This is a genomic window from Neisseria maigaei, assembly GCF_958267405.1.
In the GTDB taxonomy this organism is placed as follows: domain Bacteria; phylum Pseudomonadota; class Gammaproteobacteria; order Burkholderiales; family Neisseriaceae; genus Neisseria; species Neisseria bergeri.
In genome coordinates this window covers 24,638-39,971 of the sequence record NZ_CATQFT010000002.1, presented here as the reverse complement: position 1 = coordinate 39,971, position 15,334 = coordinate 24,638, and the positions used below count along the sequence as shown (strand labels likewise).

The 15,334-nt window shown below is 52.9% G+C and carries 17 protein-coding genes and 1 tRNA gene; 4 read left to right on the top strand and 14 right to left on the bottom strand.

Features of this window, described 5'->3' with window-relative positions:
• Positions 1–100: 100 nt before the first annotated feature.
• The 5 genes from Q3O06_RS01255 to arsC form a co-directional block, all read right to left on the bottom strand.
• Entirely contained in the window at positions 101–592 is a 492-nt protein-coding gene (locus Q3O06_RS01255; protein ID WP_301817195.1) for a GNAT family N-acetyltransferase, read from the bottom strand.
• Positions 593–595: 3 nt separating this feature from the next.
• The gene (locus tag Q3O06_RS01250; RefSeq protein ID WP_301817193.1) at positions 596–991 is read right to left on the bottom strand and encodes a coiled-coil domain-containing protein; all 396 of its coding nucleotides are present in this window, start codon (positions 989–991) and stop codon (positions 596–598) included.
• A gap of 20 nt (positions 992–1,011) precedes the next feature.
• Complete coding sequence (gltX, locus tag Q3O06_RS01245; protein ID WP_301817191.1) at positions 1,012–2,406, bottom strand: glutamate--tRNA ligase; 1,395 nt, start codon at positions 2,404–2,406, stop codon at positions 1,012–1,014.
• Between the two features lie 192 nt (positions 2,407–2,598).
• On the bottom strand, positions 2,599–3,255 hold the full coding sequence (locus Q3O06_RS01240) for a YdcF family protein (RefSeq protein WP_061727342.1): 657 nt from the start codon (positions 3,253–3,255) through the stop codon (positions 2,599–2,601).
• On the bottom strand, positions 3,252–3,605 hold the full coding sequence (gene arsC / locus Q3O06_RS01235; protein ID WP_301817188.1) for an arsenate reductase (glutaredoxin): 354 nt from the start codon (positions 3,603–3,605) through the stop codon (positions 3,252–3,254). The genes Q3O06_RS01240 and arsC overlap by 4 nt, the downstream gene beginning before the upstream one ends.
• A gap of 123 nt (positions 3,606–3,728) precedes the next feature.
• Between arsC and Q3O06_RS01230 the strand changes: the two genes are divergently transcribed.
• The 4 genes from Q3O06_RS01230 to Q3O06_RS01215 all read left to right on the top strand — a co-directional run bounded on the left by Q3O06_RS01230 (position 3,729) and on the right by Q3O06_RS01215 (position 6,311).
• Positions 3,729–4,211 (top strand): TlpA disulfide reductase family protein, encoded by a 483-nt coding sequence (locus Q3O06_RS01230; protein WP_301817187.1) that lies wholly within the window; start codon positions 3,729–3,731, stop codon positions 4,209–4,211.
• Between the two features lie 194 nt (positions 4,212–4,405).
• Positions 4,406–5,056, top strand: coding sequence for a cell division ATP-binding protein FtsE (gene ftsE / locus Q3O06_RS01225; protein ID WP_025458129.1), 651 nt, complete (start codon positions 4,406–4,408; stop codon positions 5,054–5,056).
• On the top strand, positions 5,053–5,970 hold the full coding sequence (gene ftsX, locus Q3O06_RS01220) for a permease-like cell division protein FtsX (RefSeq protein ID WP_301817184.1): 918 nt from the start codon (positions 5,053–5,055) through the stop codon (positions 5,968–5,970). The genes ftsE and ftsX overlap by 4 nt, the downstream gene beginning before the upstream one ends.
• A 92-nt stretch (positions 5,971–6,062) precedes the next feature.
• Positions 6,063–6,311 (top strand): BolA family protein, encoded by a 249-nt coding sequence (locus Q3O06_RS01215; RefSeq protein WP_002247180.1) that lies wholly within the window; start codon positions 6,063–6,065, stop codon positions 6,309–6,311.
• 66 nt (positions 6,312–6,377) lie between these two features.
• Here the strand turns inward: Q3O06_RS01215 and Q3O06_RS01210 are convergent, their stop codons facing one another.
• From Q3O06_RS01210 to lpxC, 9 genes are all read right to left on the bottom strand, one after another.
• Positions 6,378–7,556 carry a phosphoglycerate kinase gene (locus tag Q3O06_RS01210; protein ID WP_301817181.1) on the bottom strand — a complete coding sequence of 393 codons (1,179 nt, stop codon included), beginning with the start codon at positions 7,554–7,556 and terminating at the stop codon, positions 6,378–6,380.
• An 80-nt stretch (positions 7,557–7,636) separates the two neighbouring features.
• The gene (gene murA / locus Q3O06_RS01205) at positions 7,637–8,890 is read right to left on the bottom strand and encodes a UDP-N-acetylglucosamine 1-carboxyvinyltransferase (RefSeq protein ID WP_301817178.1); all 1,254 of its coding nucleotides are present in this window, start codon (positions 8,888–8,890) and stop codon (positions 7,637–7,639) included.
• A 371-nt stretch (positions 8,891–9,261) separates the two neighbouring features.
• A tRNA-Lys gene (locus Q3O06_RS01200) sits at positions 9,262–9,337 on the bottom strand.
• 68 nt (positions 9,338–9,405) lie between these two features.
• Positions 9,406–10,380 (bottom strand): TerC family protein, encoded by a 975-nt coding sequence (locus tag Q3O06_RS01195; protein WP_301817176.1) that lies wholly within the window; start codon positions 10,378–10,380, stop codon positions 9,406–9,408.
• A gap of 32 nt (positions 10,381–10,412) precedes the next feature.
• On the bottom strand, positions 10,413–10,862 hold the full coding sequence (locus tag Q3O06_RS01190) for a CopD family copper resistance protein (protein ID WP_107819869.1): 450 nt from the start codon (positions 10,860–10,862) through the stop codon (positions 10,413–10,415).
• Positions 10,863–10,899: 37 nt separating this feature from the next.
• Positions 10,900–12,177: a lipid IV(A) 3-deoxy-D-manno-octulosonic acid transferase gene (gene waaA, locus Q3O06_RS01185; RefSeq protein ID WP_301817175.1), complete on the bottom strand. Its 1,278-nt coding sequence runs from the start codon at positions 12,175–12,177 to the stop codon at positions 10,900–10,902.
• A 61-nt stretch (positions 12,178–12,238) separates the two neighbouring features.
• Positions 12,239–13,687 (bottom strand): decarboxylating NADP(+)-dependent phosphogluconate dehydrogenase, encoded by a 1,449-nt coding sequence (gene gnd, locus Q3O06_RS01180; protein ID WP_301817174.1) that lies wholly within the window; start codon positions 13,685–13,687, stop codon positions 12,239–12,241.
• A 79-nt stretch (positions 13,688–13,766) separates the two neighbouring features.
• Positions 13,767–14,030 carry a hypothetical protein gene (locus Q3O06_RS01175; protein ID WP_301817172.1) on the bottom strand — a complete coding sequence of 88 codons (264 nt, stop codon included), beginning with the start codon at positions 14,028–14,030 and terminating at the stop codon, positions 13,767–13,769.
• Between the two features lie 327 nt (positions 14,031–14,357).
• Complete coding sequence (gene lpxC / locus Q3O06_RS01170; protein ID WP_301817171.1) at positions 14,358–15,281, bottom strand: UDP-3-O-acyl-N-acetylglucosamine deacetylase; 924 nt, start codon at positions 15,279–15,281, stop codon at positions 14,358–14,360.
• Between the last annotated feature and the right edge of the window lie 53 nt (positions 15,282–15,334).

Below are 15,334 nucleotides of genomic sequence, written 5' to 3'. Positions count from 1 at the left end.
CAACGCCGTACCGGTTTTTGTTAATCCACTATATCTGACAGGAAGTTTCCAAACATAAAAATGCCGTCTGAACAGCTCAGACGGCATCTGTCCATTCGGCTTAAACCTTATCCACATCCAAACGCATAACCGTAACCCATTCCCCGTTATGGAAATGTCGCCCGACAACCGCCCAGCCGAATGATTCATAAAATATTTGCACATCAGGCGTATAAAGATACAAGAATTTTATCCCCAGCGAACGAGCCGCGCCTATGCAGTGGGCGACCAGCCTCCTGCCAATGCCTTTTCCGCGATATTCAGGTAAAACAAAGACATCACCCAACCAATATTCATACTGTGGAAAACTTTCCATATCATGCCGCTTGACCGCAGCCGAACCCAACAGGGTGCCGGAATCATCCACAGCCGCAAAAGCCAGCGGCAGTTCGTCATCCTTCAAACACCTGCCGTAATAGGCACGAATCTTATCCACAGAAGACCACGGTTCAAATCCGTGCCACTCCTCAAACAACGCCTGAACCAACCTACCGATATGCCCGGCTTTCAGCCGTGTAATGAAAACAGTATTGTCCACAAAGAGGGAATTCATCGGTCAATTTCCCGCCGCTTTTGTCCCGCCCGCGCCGTAAACCGCATTCCAAGCCTTGTTCAAGCGCAATCCCGCCTGCCTCAATTCCTCTTCCTGACGCGCTTTCACCGCCATCGCCCTGGGGATTTCCGCTTCCAAACGGGTAATATCCGCCTGCGCCGTCTGCAAACGCCGGCGCGCATCTTCCAAATCCGACTGCATCCCGATGATTTTTCCGTCCAGATTGTTTTGTTTTTGCAGTAAGGCACGATAGCCGGATTGGATGCTGAGCAGATTGTCTTCCGCATCCCCCGCCCATACGCCTGTAGAAAAAGCAAGTATCAGAAAATACAATATTTTTTTCATATTCAACTTCCGTTTGAATGCCGTCTGAAGCCGCATTCCGACATCAGACGGCATTGCACGAACCTGTGGATAACTTAAGCGCGGATGCGTTTCAACACTTCCTCTTTGCCGATCAATGCCAATACGGCATCGACGCTCGGGGTTTTCGCCGTACCGCATACAGCGAGGCGCAGGGGCATGCCGAGTTTGCCCATTTTGATGCCTTCTTCGTCGCAGAAGGGTTTGAACAGGTCGTGGATGGCTTCGGCGTTCCAGTCTTCCAGTCCTTCGAGGCGTTCGGCAAAGCGCAGCATACGGGCGGCGGCTTCGTCGTCCCAGTGTTTCTGCACGTCCGCTTCGGCAGGGGTTTGTTTGACGTAGAAGTAGATGCACTCGTCGGCAAGCGTGTTCAGGTCTTGGGCACGGTCTTTGACCAGTGCCAACACGTCTTCCAACGCAGGTTTTTCGGTTTCATGAATATCGCGCAGCGCAAGGCGGGGTTTGACGAGTTCGGCGAGTTTTTCGTTGGGCGTGATTTTGATGTGTTCGCCGTTGATCCAATAGAGCTTTTTCAAGTCCATACGGCTTGGGGACGGGGAAACGTCTTTCAAATCAAACCATTCGATGAATTGTTCCATCGTGAAAAATTCGTCGTCGCCGTGCGCCCAGCCCAAACGCGCCAGATAGTTGAGCATCGCTTCGGGCAGGATGCCCATCGCGCCGAAATCGGTAATGGCGACGGTATCGCCGCTGCGTTTGGAGATTTTTTTGCCTTGTTCGTTGAGAATCATCGGCAGGTGACCGTATTCGGGCAGGTTCGCGCCGATGGCTTTCAAGATGTTGATTTGCTTAGGGGTGTTGTTCACATGGTCGTCGCCCCGGATAACGTGGGTAACGCCCATATCGAAGTCATCCACTACGACACAGAAGTTGTAGGTCGGCGTGCCGTCGGCACGGGCGATAATCAGGTCGTCGAGGGCTTCGTTGGGAATGGAAATTTCGCCTTTGACCAGGTCCGCCCACTTGGTTACGCCGTCCAAAGGCGTTTTGAAGCGGACGACGGGTTGCACGCCGGCAGGGATTTCAGGCAGGGTTTTGCCTGCTTCCGGCCGCCAGCGGCGGTCGTAAGTCGCCGTGCCTTCTTTTTCGGCTTTCTCGCGCATGGCTTCCAATTCTTCTTTGCTGCAATAGCAGTAGTAGGCAGCGCCTTTTGCCAAGAGTTCGGCGATGACTTCTTTGTAGCGGTCGAAACGGCGGGTTTGGTAAACGACGTTGTCGGCGTTGTCGTAATTCAGGCCGACCCATTTCATACCGTCGAGGATGATGTTGACGGATTCGGCGGTGGAACGCGCCAAGTCGGTGTCTTCGATACGCAATAAAAATTCGCCTTTATGATGGCGGGCAAACGCCCATGAAAACAAGGCGGTGCGCACGCCGCCGATGTGCAGGTAGCCGGTGGGGCTGGGGGCGAAACGGGTTTTGACGGTCATGATGGCTCCGAAATCTTTGAAAGCGTTTATTTTACTGTTTTTACCGTGCTTGGGCATCAAAAATGCCGTCCGAACCCTGCCTATGGATAAGTTTCAGACGGCATTTTCCTTGTTTTCAATGCTTCGGCACGCGGAACAGTGTATCATGCGCCGCCGACCGGATTCCTTCGGGATTGCGTCCGAAAAAAAGGTTCAATGAAACAGCCAATTGAAAAAATCCCGCCCCCATTTTTCCAACCGGTAAAGGGATAACGCATATCCCTCTTGCAGCATAAAGATTTTTTTCTTATTTCCCGCATCAAACCGCGTGGTCGGCGTGGCAGACATATAAACGCGGACACCCAAATCCTCCGCCATTTCCGCCGCCCGCGCCAAATGGTAGGGATCGCTGACAATTACCACGCTGGCAATACCGTTGGCACGCAAAACCGGACGGATGTTGTTCAGGTTTTCATAAGTGTTGCGCGAAGTGTTTTCAAACAGGATGTTGCGCGCCGGAACCCCCTGTTTGAGCGCGTACCGCCGCCCGACCTCGGCTTCGGTCATATAGCCTTTTTTGGTCCGGCCTCCCGTAAACACGATTTTGCCTACCCTGCGGCTCTGATAAAGCGCGATGGCGTGGTTGATGCGTTCCCGAAAAACCGGGGAGGGGCGTTTGTCCCACGCGGCAGCCCCCAACACCAGCGCGGCATCCGCCCGGACATACGGCGGCAAAACCTGCCCGCCCGTCCGATAAACCGCCCAAACGGATGAGGCAAACACCAGCAAAAGCGGAAAAACACTCAAACAGAAACCGCCCAACAGGTAATAGCGCAAGCCGTTGCGGCTGCAAAACAGCCGTTTATTCACAATACCGCTTCGATATTTTCCAACGGCCTACCGACAGCCGCCTTACCGTTCGCCAAAACAATCGGACGCTCCAACAGGGCGGGATGATCGGCGATGGCACACAGCAGCGCGTCATTGTCCAAATCAGGGTTGTCCAAACCCAATTCCTTATACAAATCATCTTTCACGCGCATCATCCCGCGCGCCGATGCCAAGCCCAATTTGTTGAAAATATCCTTCAATTCGGACAAGTCGGGCGGCGTATCCAAATATTTGACCACTTCGGCAGCAATGCCGCGTTCTTCCAATAGGGACAAGGCGGCACGCGATTTGCTGCAACGCGGATTGTGGAAAATTTTGATTTCAGACATGACATTTCCTTACTTCTCGACAATCCCCTTATTATCGGCTTACGCAGGGTTTTACTCAATATCCCGCCTCCAACCGTACCAAACGGTTTACAATACCCGAATCGACATACAAAGGACAAAACGATGAAATACTTGAATCTTGCCGCAATCGCCCTTGCCGCCACATTTGCCGCACATACCGCCTCGGCAGACGAGCTTGCTGGATGGAAAGACAACACCCCGCAAAACCTGCAATCGCTCAAAGCCCCCGTACGCATCGTCAACCTGTGGGCGACTTGGTGCGGCCCGTGCCGAAAAGAGATGCCCGCCATGTCGAAATGGTACAAAGCGCAGAAAAAAGGCAGCGTCGATATGGTCGGCATCGCGCTCGACACATCCGACAATATCGGCAACTTCCTCAAGCAAACCCCCGTCAGCTATCCGATTTGGCGTTACACCGGGGCGAACAGCCGAAACTTTATGAAATCCTACGGAAACAATGTCGGCGTACTGCCCTTTACCGTCGTCGAAGCCCCGAAATGCGGATACAGGCAGACCATTACCGGGGAAGTGAACGAAAAAAGCCTGACCGAAGCCGTCAAACTCGCCCGTTCAAAATGCCGTTAAATGCCGGATGCCGTCTGAAGCCGCTTCAGACGGCATTTTTCTTTTCCACCCGCCTGCCGGTGCAAACTTATCCACTATCTAAAAACAGGCGGAATCTTTATAATCGGTACTGTCTTACCTATTGTTCAGACGGCATATCCCTGCGGACGCAACCGCCCGAAACGATATGCCGCCCATTCCTCACAGGACCTCCCATGATCCGTTTCGAACAAGTTTCCAAAACCTATCCCGGCGGTTTTGAAGCCCTGAAAAACGTCAGCTTCCAAATCAACAAAGGCGAGATGATTTTTATCGCAGGACACTCCGGTTCAGGCAAATCCACCGTCCTCAAGCTGATTTCGGGCATTACCAAACCAAGCAGGGGCAAAGTCCACTTCAACAACCAAGACCTCGGCACACTGACCGACAACCAAATCGGCTTTATGCGCCAACATATCGGCATCGTGTTTCAAGACCACAAAATCCTCTACGACCGCAACGTCCTGCAAAACGTCATCCTGCCCCTGCGGATTATCGGCTATCCGCCGCGCAAAGCCGAAGAACGCGCCCGAATCGCCATTGAAAAAGTCGGCTTGAAAGGACGAGAATTGGACGATCCCGTAACCCTCTCAGGCGGTGAACAGCAGAGGCTGTGCATTGCCCGCGCCGTCGTTCACCAGCCCAGCCTGCTGATTGCCGACGAACCCTCAGCCAACCTCGACCGCGCCTACGCGCTCGACATCATGGAATTGTTCAAAACCTTCCACGAAGCAGGAACAACCGTCATCGTTGCCGCCCATGACGAAACCCTCATGGCGGACTACGGACACCGCATCCTGCGCCTCTCGAAAGGACGACTCGCATGAGCATCATCCACTACGTCTCGCTACACGTCGAATCCGCACGCACCGCACTCAAACAACTCATGCGCCAACCTGTCGGCACGATACTGACCCTCCTGATGCTCGCCGTCGCCATGACGCTTCCGCTGTTTATGTATTTGGGCATCCAAAGCGGACAAAGCGTGTTGGGCAAACTCAACGAGTCGCCGCAAATCACAATCTATATGGAAACCGCCGCCGCACAAAGCGACAGCGAGACCGTGCGCAGCCTGCTGACGCGCGACAAACGACTCGACAACATCCGCTTTATCAGCAAAGAAGACGGTTTGGAAGAATTACAGTCCAATCTCGACCAAAATCTGATTTCCATGCTTGACGGCAACCCCCTGCCGGATGTCTTTATCGTTACCCCCGACCCGGCAACTACTCCCGACCAAATGCAGGCAATCTACCGGGACATTACCAAACTGCCTATGGTCGAATCCGCTAACATGGATACGGAATGGGTACAGACACTGTACCAAATCAACGAATTCATCCGTAAAATTTTATGGTTTCTTTCACTGACGCTGGGGATGGCGTTCGTCCTTGTCGCACACAACACCATCCGCCTGCAAATCCTCAGCCGCAAAGAAGAAATCGAAATCACCAAGCTGCTCGGTGCGCCCGCATCGTTTATCCGCCGCCCATTCCTTTATCAAGCCATGTGGCAGAGCATTCTTTCCGCAGCCGTCAGTCTGGGGCTTTGCGGTTGGCTGCTTTCCTCAGTGCGCCCCTTGGTCGATGCCATCTTCAAACCCTACGGCTTGAACATCGGCTGGCGTTTCTTTTACCCTGAAGAAATCGTGCTGGTGTTCTGCTTCGTCATCGCGTTGGGCGTATTCGGCGCGTGGCTTGCCACCACCCAGCACCTGCTCGGCTTCAAGGCCAAAAAATAAAACACCGTCAAAAATGCCGTCTGAACCCGTTTTCAGACGGCATTTCGATTTGCCAGTATAATGGCGCATTTTCCCAATAAGGACTCCCCACTATGCTGACACCCGAACAAGTCAAAGCCCTGATTGCAGGCGTGGCAAAATGCGAACACATCGAAGTAGAAGGCGACGGACACCATTTTTTCGCCGTCATCGTTTCATCAGAATTTGAAGGCAAAGCACGCCTCGCGCGCCACCGCTTGATTAAAGACGGACTCAAAGCCCAACTGGAAAGCAACGAACTGCACGCACTTTCCATTTCGGTAGCCGCCACACCGGCGGAATGGGCAGCCAAAGCACAATAAACGCCACACAAAAATGCCGTCTGAAACAGCACAACGTTTCAGACGGCATTTTTTATATCAAACCGCTTACGCGCCGCGTTTTTCCAAAGCGGCTACGGCGGGCAACTCTTTGCCTTCCAAGAACTCCAAGAACGCGCCGCCTCCGGTAGAAATATAGCCGATTTGGTCGGTAACGCTGAATTTGGCAATCGCCGCCAGCGTGTCGCCGCCGCCCGCAATCGAGAACGCTTTACTTTGGGCAATGGCTTCGGCAAGGGCTTTCGTGCCGCCTGCGAATTGGTCAAACTCGAACACGCCGACCGGGCCATTCCACACCACCGTGCCTGCGGCTTTGAGCAACTCGGCAAGCGCGGCGGCGGATTTCGGGCCGATGTCCAGAATCATGTCGTCTTCGGCAACGTCGGCAATGTCTTTCACGACCGCTTCGGCATCGGCGGCAAAGGCTTTGGCAACGACGACATCGGTCGGCAGCGGTACGGAGCCGCCTTTGGCCGCCATTTTCGCCATGATTTTTTTGGATTCTTCCACCAAGTCGTGTTCCGCCAAAGATTTGCCGATGGCTTTGCCTTCTGCCAACAGGAAGGTGTTGGCGATGCCGCCGCCGACGATAAGCTGATCGACTTTGTCCGCCAACGATTCGAGGATGGTCAGCTTGGTGGACACTTTGCTGCCGGCGACAATCGCCACCATCGGGCGCGCAGGCTCTTTCAAGGCTTTGCCCAAAGCGTCGAGTTCGCCCGCCATCAATACGCCGGCGCAGGCAACGGGCGCGGCTTGGGCAACGGCTTCAGTAGAAGCTTGGGCGCGGTGGGCGGTACCGAACGCGTCGTTGACGAACACGTCGCACAAAGAAGCGTAGGCTTTGCCCAGTTCCAAATCGTTTTTCTTCTCGCCTTTGTTGATGCGTACGTTTTGCAGCATGACGACATCGCCCGCGTTCAGGGTAGGTTTGTTTTCACGCCAGTCGTTCAATACTTTCACGTCTTTGCCCAACAGGCCGCCCAAGTGCGCGGCAACGGGCGCGACATCGTCTTCGGGGTGGAACTCGCCTTCGGTCGGTCGGCCCAAGTGGGTCATCACGATAACGGACGCGCCGTTGTCCAAGCAGTATTTGACGGACGCGAGCGAGGCGCGGATACGGGTGTCGTCGCTGATTTTGCCGTCTTTGAACGGCACGTTCATATCGGCGCGGATGAGGACGGTTTTGCCCTGCACGTTTTGTTCGGTCAGTTTTAAAAATGCCATAATCAGTCCTTTTCAATCAGTGTTTGCGATACAGAAACAATTGATGCCGTCTGAAGCCTTCAGACGGCATCGCAACCCGATCAGCCGGATACGCGCTCGATGTTCGCGCCGACGCTGCCAAGTTTTTTTTCAATATTTTCATAACCGCGATCCAAGTGGTAAATCTGTTCGACCACGGTTTCGCCGCGTGCCGCCAAACCGGCGATAACGAGGCTTGCGGACGCGCGCAAATCCGTCGCCTTGACGACCGCGCCGGAAAGCTGCTCCACCCCCTGCACAAATGCCGTATTGCCCTCGGTTGTAATGTTCGCCCCCATCCGGTTCAACTCGGGGACGTGCATAAAACGGTTTTCAAAAATCGTTTCCACCACGCGGCAGCTTCCCTCCGCCACGGCATTCAATGCCATAAACTGCGCCTGCATATCGGTAGGAAAGCCGGGATGGACGACCGTGCGGATATCCACCGCCTTCGGACGCTGCCGCATATCGATGGCGATCCAATCGTCGCCCGCCTCGATCACCGCACCTGCCTCGACCAGTTTGTCCAACACCACTTCCATCGTTTTCGGCGCGGCATTCCGCAAAACCACCCTGCCGCCGGTTATCGCCACCGCGCACAGGAACGTCCCTGCTTCAATCCGGTCGGGGACGACGCTGTGTTCGCAGCCGTGCAGCTCGCCCACACCTTCCACGATCATGGTCGATGTTCCGATGCCGCTGATTTTCGCGCCCATTTTGACCAGGCACTCCGCCAAATCGACCACCTCGGGCTCGATGGCGCAGTTTTCCAAAACCGTCGTACCTTCCGCCAGCGTCGCCGCCATCAGCAGGTTTTCCGTACCGCCGACGGTAACGACATCCATCGCCACACGCACGCCTTTGAGTTTGCCCTTGGCTTTGACGTAACCGTGTTCGATGACGATTTCCGCCCCCATTGCCTCCAAGCCCTTCAAATGCTGATCGACGGGGCGCGAACCGATGGCACAACCGCCCGGCAGACTGACTTGCGCCTCACCGAAACGCGCCAGCGTAGGGCCGAGTACCAAAATTGAGGCGCGCATGGTTCTGACCAATTCGTAAGGGGCGCAAGTATTGTTTACCGTACCTCCGTTGATTTCAAATTCGCTGATATTGTCGGTCAGAACGCGTGCGCCCATCCCTTGAAGCAGTTTTTGCGTGGTTTTGACATCAGCCAGCATGGGGACGTTTTTCAAGCGGAGCGTACCTGATGTCAACAAGCCAGCACACATCAGCGGTAAAGCTGCATTTTTTGCACCGGAAACTGTAATTTCGCCGTTGAGCGGCCCGTTTGCAGAGATTTTCAGTTTGTCCACGTTTGTTCTTTCCTGGTGGGTACTTGTATAGTGAATCAAATTTAAATCAGGATAAGGCGGCGAGCCGCAGACAGTACAAACAGTACGGAACCGATTCACTTGGTGCTTGAGCACCTTAGAGAATCGTTCTCTTTGAGCTAAGGCGAGGCAACGCCGTACTGGTTTTTGTTAATCCACTATAATATTTCAATATTCGGGACAACGCATAAAGCATCACCCGATGAAGGTTGCAGAGGAGGAATTATAAGGGATTTTCGGGAAAAATACGGAAGCCGCACCAAAGAATTTGACGAAATGCCGCGCTTTCCGAACAAGGATTGTCGGAAAACAAAAAAAGCCGAGTTTTGAAAACTCAGCTTTTTTGTTTTATCTGGTGGGTCGTGAGCGATTCGAACGCTCGACCAACGGATTAAAAGTCCGCTGCTCTACCGACTGAGCTAACGACCCGATAAGCTCGAAATTCTATACATCAAGCCTGATGCTGTCAACCATTTTGTCGGTGTTCAGACGGCATTTTATTTATCAGGCTGTTTTTTCGTATAAATTAACGAGGTCAGTATCGATGCACCCAACGCTCCGAAGACGACCGACAGCGAAACGGAAATCGGGATATGCACCCAATGCATTACCAGCATTTTCACACCGATAAAACCCAACACGAATGCCAAGCCGTATTTCAGGAAGATAAAGCGTTCCGCCACATCCGCCAGCAGGAAATACATCGCCCGCAAGCCCAGAATTGCGAAAATATTGGAAGTCAGCACGATAAACGGATCGGTGGTAACGGCAAAGACGGCGGGAATGCTGTCCACGGCAAACACGACATCGCTCAATTCAATCATGACCAGCACCAAAAACAGCGGCGTGGCGATTTTTTTGCCGTTCTCGACGGTAAAAAATTTCTCTCCGTGAAACGCCGTACCGACCGGAACGACTTTCTTGACGGCATTCAGCAGCCTGCTGTTTGCCAAATCCTCTTTCTCATCGCCTTCGGGCTTCATCATGTGTATGCCGGTATAGAGCAGGAATGCGCCGAACAGATACAGAATCCACTCGAACTGCCGAACCAGTGCCGCGCCGACGAAAATCATGACGGTGCGCAATACCAATGCGCCCAATACGCCGTACAGCAGCACGCGGTGCTGAAACTGCGGAGCGACTTTGAAGTAGCCGAATATCATCAGGAACACGAAAATATTGTCGACTGCCAACGATTTTTCCAAAATGTAGCCGGTAAAGAATTCCAATACTTTTTCTTTTGCGACTGCCGCGCCGTAGCCGGGATTGCCGGCAAGTTCGAAATACAGCCATCCGGCAAACAGGCAGGATACGGCAACCCACAAGCCGCTCCATGCCAAGGCTTCTTTGACACCGACTTTATGGCTGCCGTTTTTCTTCAGCGAAAACATATCCAAGGCAATCATGACCAGCACTGCCGCAAAAAAAACGCCGTAAAACAACGGCGACCCGATACCGGGATATTCTGTCATGGTTCAATCTCCTGATTTGAAATGTAGTTGTGTTACCAACCGATATAAAACATCGCTTTTGCCAAAAACACAATCAGCAGCATATGGGTAAAGACGACGGCGTGTATGTATTTCGACCAGCCGACCGTCAGTGTGGAACGCGCCATTTTGACGACGGCGATGGCGAAATGCGCCAACACGCTGAACGCCAACAGGATTTTCAGCGTCAGCATCGTACCAAAGGAAGTGGCAAACGGTTCGCCCAATATAGGAAGGTAGCGGTTTGCCGCCATCACGATGCCGCTGGCGAACAGCAGTCCGACCACAAACGGCATCACCCTGACGGCACGGTAGGACATTGCCTTTTCCACTTCGCGCCGCGCCTCGCGCGACACCCGTCCCGTGTGCAGGACGGACAAAACCAGCACTTCAAAAAACACGCCGCCGACAAAGGCAATGGCGCAATACAGATGGACGATGTGCGCGACGGCATAAATACTCATACGATACCCCTACCTAAATCTGTGAATGCCGATTGTATCACTCGCATACGGAATCCGCATTTCGCACCGTCTGGCAAATCATTTCCGCCATTCTCCCACTGGCCCCGCGATGTTGGGAAATGAATTTTTCGATACGCTCACTCATCGGTGTGCCGCTTCCTCCCTGCGCCAATACCGATTCGACCGTCTCCCGCCATCCGTCTGCAGAATCTACCTGGATTGCCGCACCGGCCTCCAGCGCATGGCTGCATGCCTGTGCAAAGTTGTAGGTAGAAAAGCCGAATATCGTCGGAACGCCGCAGGAAAGCGGTTCGATGATGTTTTGACAGCCGGAATCGACCAGACTGCCGCCGACAAAAGCGACATCGGCACACAGGTAATACGCATACAGCTCGCCCATACTGTCGCCTATCCACACCTGCGTATCGGCCGCTACCGGCAAACCGTCGCTACGCCGCTGAACCTTAAACCCGAAGCGTTCTGCCGTTTCAAATGCCGTCTGAAAATGCTCGAGATGCCGTGGGACAATAACCAAAAGTGCATTTCCGCGATATTTCTGCCATGCCGCCAACAATTTCTCCGCCTCGTCCTCCCCTTTGTATACGCGCGTACTGCCGCACACGGCAACCGGACGACCTCCGATTCGTTTTTCAAACTGCCACGACAGCGTTTTCATCTGTTCAGACGGCATCATGTCGTATTTGGTATTGCCGCACACACTGCTTTCCCGTACGCCTATCCGCATCAGGCGGGCGGCATCCGCCTCCGTCTGAGCCAGGCAGCCGGACAATGAAGCTGCTGCAGGACGGATCAGGCTGAGTATTTTTAAATATCCTTCCAGAGATTTTTCCGACAGCCTTGCATTTGCCAAAAACAGCGGAATCCCTTCCTTCCGACACGCCGTCATCAGGTTGGGCCAGATTTCCGTTTCCATCAACACGCCGAACAAAGGGCGGTGTTCGCGCAAAAACTGCCTCACCCATGCCTTCCTGTCATAAGGCAGGTAACGGCATTGCGCATCAGGAAACACCGCCTGAGCCGTTTCCCGCCCTGTCGGTGTCATCTGGGTAATCAGCAGTGGCACGCAGGGAAAACGCAGCCTTAACTCCTTCACCAGCGGTAAGGCGGCACGCGTTTCACCGACAGATACCGCATGTATCCAAATCGCACCGCTAACCGGATGCGGATGCGGTTTGCCGAAGCGTTCCCCCCAATTTTCCCTATACGCCGGAGATTTCTCCGCCCGCTTGCGAAGCCGGTACCGTATCAACACCGGCACAAACCGCCACAACACATCATAAAGCCATTGAAACATTAAAATTTTCCGTAAAACAAATGCCGTCTGAACGGTTCAGACGGCATATCCTGAAACAGTTTTAAATATCGTACGTCGTTGAAGCGGTATCTCCGCCTTTGCCCGTCCAGTTCGTATGGAAAAACTCGCCGCGCGGTTTGTCGGTCCGCTCGTACGTATGCGCGCCGAAATAGTCGCGTTGCGCCTGCAAGAGGTTGGCAGGCAGACGTTCGGTCGTGTAGCCGTCCAAGAACGTGATGGCGGATGCCGTGCAGGGCATAGGGATGCCGCATTCGACCGCCTTGGCAACCACCTTGCGCCACGCCGGCAGGCAGTTTTCCAAAATATTTTTGAAATACGGATCCGTACCCAAGAACACCAAATCGGGATTGTTTTCATACGCGTCGCGGATATTGCCCAAAAACGCGCTGCGGATGATGCAGCCTTCGCGCCACAGCAGCGCAGTGTTACCGTAGTCCAAATCCCAGCCGTAGCTTTCGCCCGCTTCGCGGATCAGCATAAAGCCTTGTGCGTAGGAAATGATTTTGGATGCAAGCAGGGCCTGTCTCAACGCCTCGACCCATTCTTGTTTGCCGCCTTCGACGGGCGTAACGGTTCGGGCGAACAGCTTGCCGGTCTGTACGCGCTGTTCTTTGAACGACGAAACGCAGCGGGCGAATACCGCTTCGGAAATCAGCGTCAGCGGAATGCCCAAATCCAAGGCATTGATGCCCGTCCACTTGCCCGTGCCTTTTTGCCCTGCCGTATCGAGGATTTTCTCAACCAGCGGTTCGCCGCCTTCGTCTTTATAGCCCAAAATTGCCGCTGTGATTTCAATCAGATAAGAATCCAGCTCGGTTTTGTTCCACTCGGCAAACACGCGGTGCATTTCGTCGTAGGACAGTCCCAAACCGTCTTTCATAAACTGGTAAGCCTCGCAAATCAACTGCATATCGCCGTATTCGATGCCGTTGTGCACCATTTTGACAAAATGTCCCGCGCCGTCCCTGCCGACCCAGTCGCAACACGGTTCGCCATGCGGCGTTTTGGCGGCAATCGCCTGGAAAATCGGTTTGACGGCTTCCCAAGCGCGTTTATCCCCGCCCGGCATGATGGACGGGCCGCGCCGCGCGCCTTCCTCGCCGCCGGATACGCCCGCGCCGACAAACAAAATCCCTTTTCCGGCAAGGTAATGTGTCCGCCGTATCGTGTCGGGGTAATTGGCATTGCCGCCGTCGATAATGATGTCGCCTTCTTCCAACAGCGGAAGCAGTTGTCCGATAAAGTCGTCAACCACCGAACCTGCGCGAACCATCATCATGATTTTTCTTGGTTTTGCCAGCTTATCGACCAAGTCTTGCAGGGAGTACGCGCCGATAATACCCGTCCCTTTTGCCGCGCCGTTTAAAAACTCGTCCACTTTATTGGTTGTCCGGTTGTAGGCAACCACCTTAAATCCGCAATCGTTCATATTCAGAATCAGGTTTTGCCCCATAACCGCCAAACCGATTACGCCAATATCGCCTTTCATTGCAGGAAGCTCCATTATAGATTTAATTTATCGACTACAACTCTACCCGATTTACACTTGTTTAACAATCCTTAACTTTTTAATTTTTTGAAAAGATGCCTTTACGCTTTGCTGTGCCATTTCGCTGAAGGGTTATTAATAAAATATAAAATTTAAATAATAAAACGATGATTATATTGATATGGGAAGTTTTCTGTGGGTAACTTTTTTTTATTTTTAAAATCATCGGGATTGCCGCTTTTAAAGGGTGTCGGTAAGGCAGTTTTCCTTTTGTGTATCCCTGTGGATTGTTTTTCGTGGGGAATAGGCTTTGTGGATAGTTTGCTTGTTGTGCAGATGACATCCCGCTTTTCTTTACCGAATGGCTGCCGGTGCCTTTAAGGATGGGAATGCTGTGGAGATTTGAGCAGGAAGTGTGTTTGGAACTTGTGGGAATAAGAAAGTGTCGGCACGAATGTCTTTTTTCTGCATATTGGCAGAGTGTGCATCCGAGTTTGTGTATAAGTAGTGGAGAAAATGAGATTTTCGGGTAAATCTCGTAATATTTCAAAAAGATAGCTTTGGGCGAGTTGTGTATAAGTAAAGTTTCGGATGGGGATACGTATATAAAAATGCCGTCTGAAGCGGGTATTTTATCGATTCAGACGGCATTTGTTTGGAAAAGGGAGCGTTATCCACATTTTTTAATGTTCAGCTCGTGAAATGCGTCGGGCAAATCATCGCTGTCGGCAAATTCCACCCATTCGTAAGCCGTTTCGTCTGCCAAAACCGCGCGCAAAAGGGCGTTGTTGATGGCGTGTCCCGATTTGTAGCCTTCAAACGCGCCGACAATCGGGTGTCCGACGATATACAAATCGCCGATGGCATCAAGGATTTTGTGGCGGACAAATTCATCGGGATAGCGTAAACCTTCGGGATTCAGGACATCCGTGTCGTCAATCACGATGGCGTTGTTCAAATTGCCGCCTAAGCCGAGATTGTGGGCACGCATCATTTCCACTTCGTGCATAAAGCCGAAAGTGCGCGCGCGTGCGATTTCGTCGATGTAGGATTTGCCAGCGAAATCGATTTCAAACGTTGGCGAGCTGCGGTTGAAAACAGGGTGGTCGAATTCGATGGTCAGGGTAACTTTAAATCCGTCATACGGTGTAAAGCGTACCCATTTGCCCGCTTCCTTGATTTCGACGGGCTTGAGGATTTTCAAAAAACGCTTTTGCGCCTTTTGATCGATCACGCCCGCATCTTGCAAAAGGTAAATAAACGGCAGGCTGGAGCCGTCCATAATCGGTATTTCGGGCGCGTTCAGCTCAATCAGCGCATTGTCGATACCGTAGGCGGACAGTGCGGACATAATGTGTTCGATGGTGCCGACGCGCACGCCTTTGTCGGTAACGATGGTGGAGGAAAGGCGGGTATCGTTGATCAAATAAGGGGTCAGTTTGATTTGCCCACCCATTTCTCCTTCCAAATCCGTGCGGCGGAAGGAAATCCCGCTGTTTTCAGGTGCGGGATGCAGGGTTAGTGCGACCCGTTCGCCGGAATGCAGGCCGACTCCGGTAACGCTGATGGATTTCGCCAAAGTTCTTTGCAGCATAAACCGCTTCCTTATCAATGGGGTAAGTTGGGGAATGATACGATAAAACCGGA

Coding starts and splice junctions, on each gene's coding strand:
- Q3O06_RS01175 (WP_301817172.1), bottom strand. CDS start 14,030: ATGTCATCTGCACAACAAGCAAACTATCCACAAAGCCTATTCCCCACG.
- lpxC (WP_301817171.1), bottom strand. CDS start 15,281: ATGCTGCAAAGAACTTTGGCGAAATCCATCAGCGTTACCGGAGTCGGC.
- ftsE (WP_025458129.1), top strand. CDS start 4,406: ATGATCCGTTTCGAACAAGTTTCCAAAACCTATCCCGGCGGTTTTGAA.
- Q3O06_RS01190 (WP_107819869.1), bottom strand. CDS start 10,862: ATGAGTATTTATGCCGTCGCGCACATCGTCCATCTGTATTGCGCCATT.
- ftsX (WP_301817184.1), top strand. CDS start 5,053: ATGAGCATCATCCACTACGTCTCGCTACACGTCGAATCCGCACGCACC.
- Q3O06_RS01250 (WP_301817193.1), bottom strand. CDS start 991: ATGCCGTCTGATGTCGGAATGCGGCTTCAGACGGCATTCAAACGGAAG.
- Q3O06_RS01210 (WP_301817181.1), bottom strand. CDS start 7,556: ATGGCATTTTTAAAACTGACCGAACAAAACGTGCAGGGCAAAACCGTC.
- Q3O06_RS01195 (WP_301817176.1), bottom strand. CDS start 10,380: ATGACAGAATATCCCGGTATCGGGTCGCCGTTGTTTTACGGCGTTTTT.
- Q3O06_RS01255 (WP_301817195.1), bottom strand. CDS start 592: ATGAATTCCCTCTTTGTGGACAATACTGTTTTCATTACACGGCTGAAA.
- Q3O06_RS01215 (WP_002247180.1), top strand. CDS start 6,063: ATGCTGACACCCGAACAAGTCAAAGCCCTGATTGCAGGCGTGGCAAAA.
- arsC (WP_301817188.1), bottom strand. CDS start 3,605: ATGTCTGAAATCAAAATTTTCCACAATCCGCGTTGCAGCAAATCGCGT.
- Q3O06_RS01230 (WP_301817187.1), top strand. CDS start 3,729: ATGAAATACTTGAATCTTGCCGCAATCGCCCTTGCCGCCACATTTGCC.
- gltX (WP_301817191.1), bottom strand. CDS start 2,406: ATGACCGTCAAAACCCGTTTCGCCCCCAGCCCCACCGGCTACCTGCAC.
- gnd (WP_301817174.1), bottom strand. CDS start 13,687: ATGAAAGGCGATATTGGCGTAATCGGTTTGGCGGTTATGGGGCAAAAC.
- waaA (WP_301817175.1), bottom strand. CDS start 12,177: ATGTTTCAATGGCTTTATGATGTGTTGTGGCGGTTTGTGCCGGTGTTG.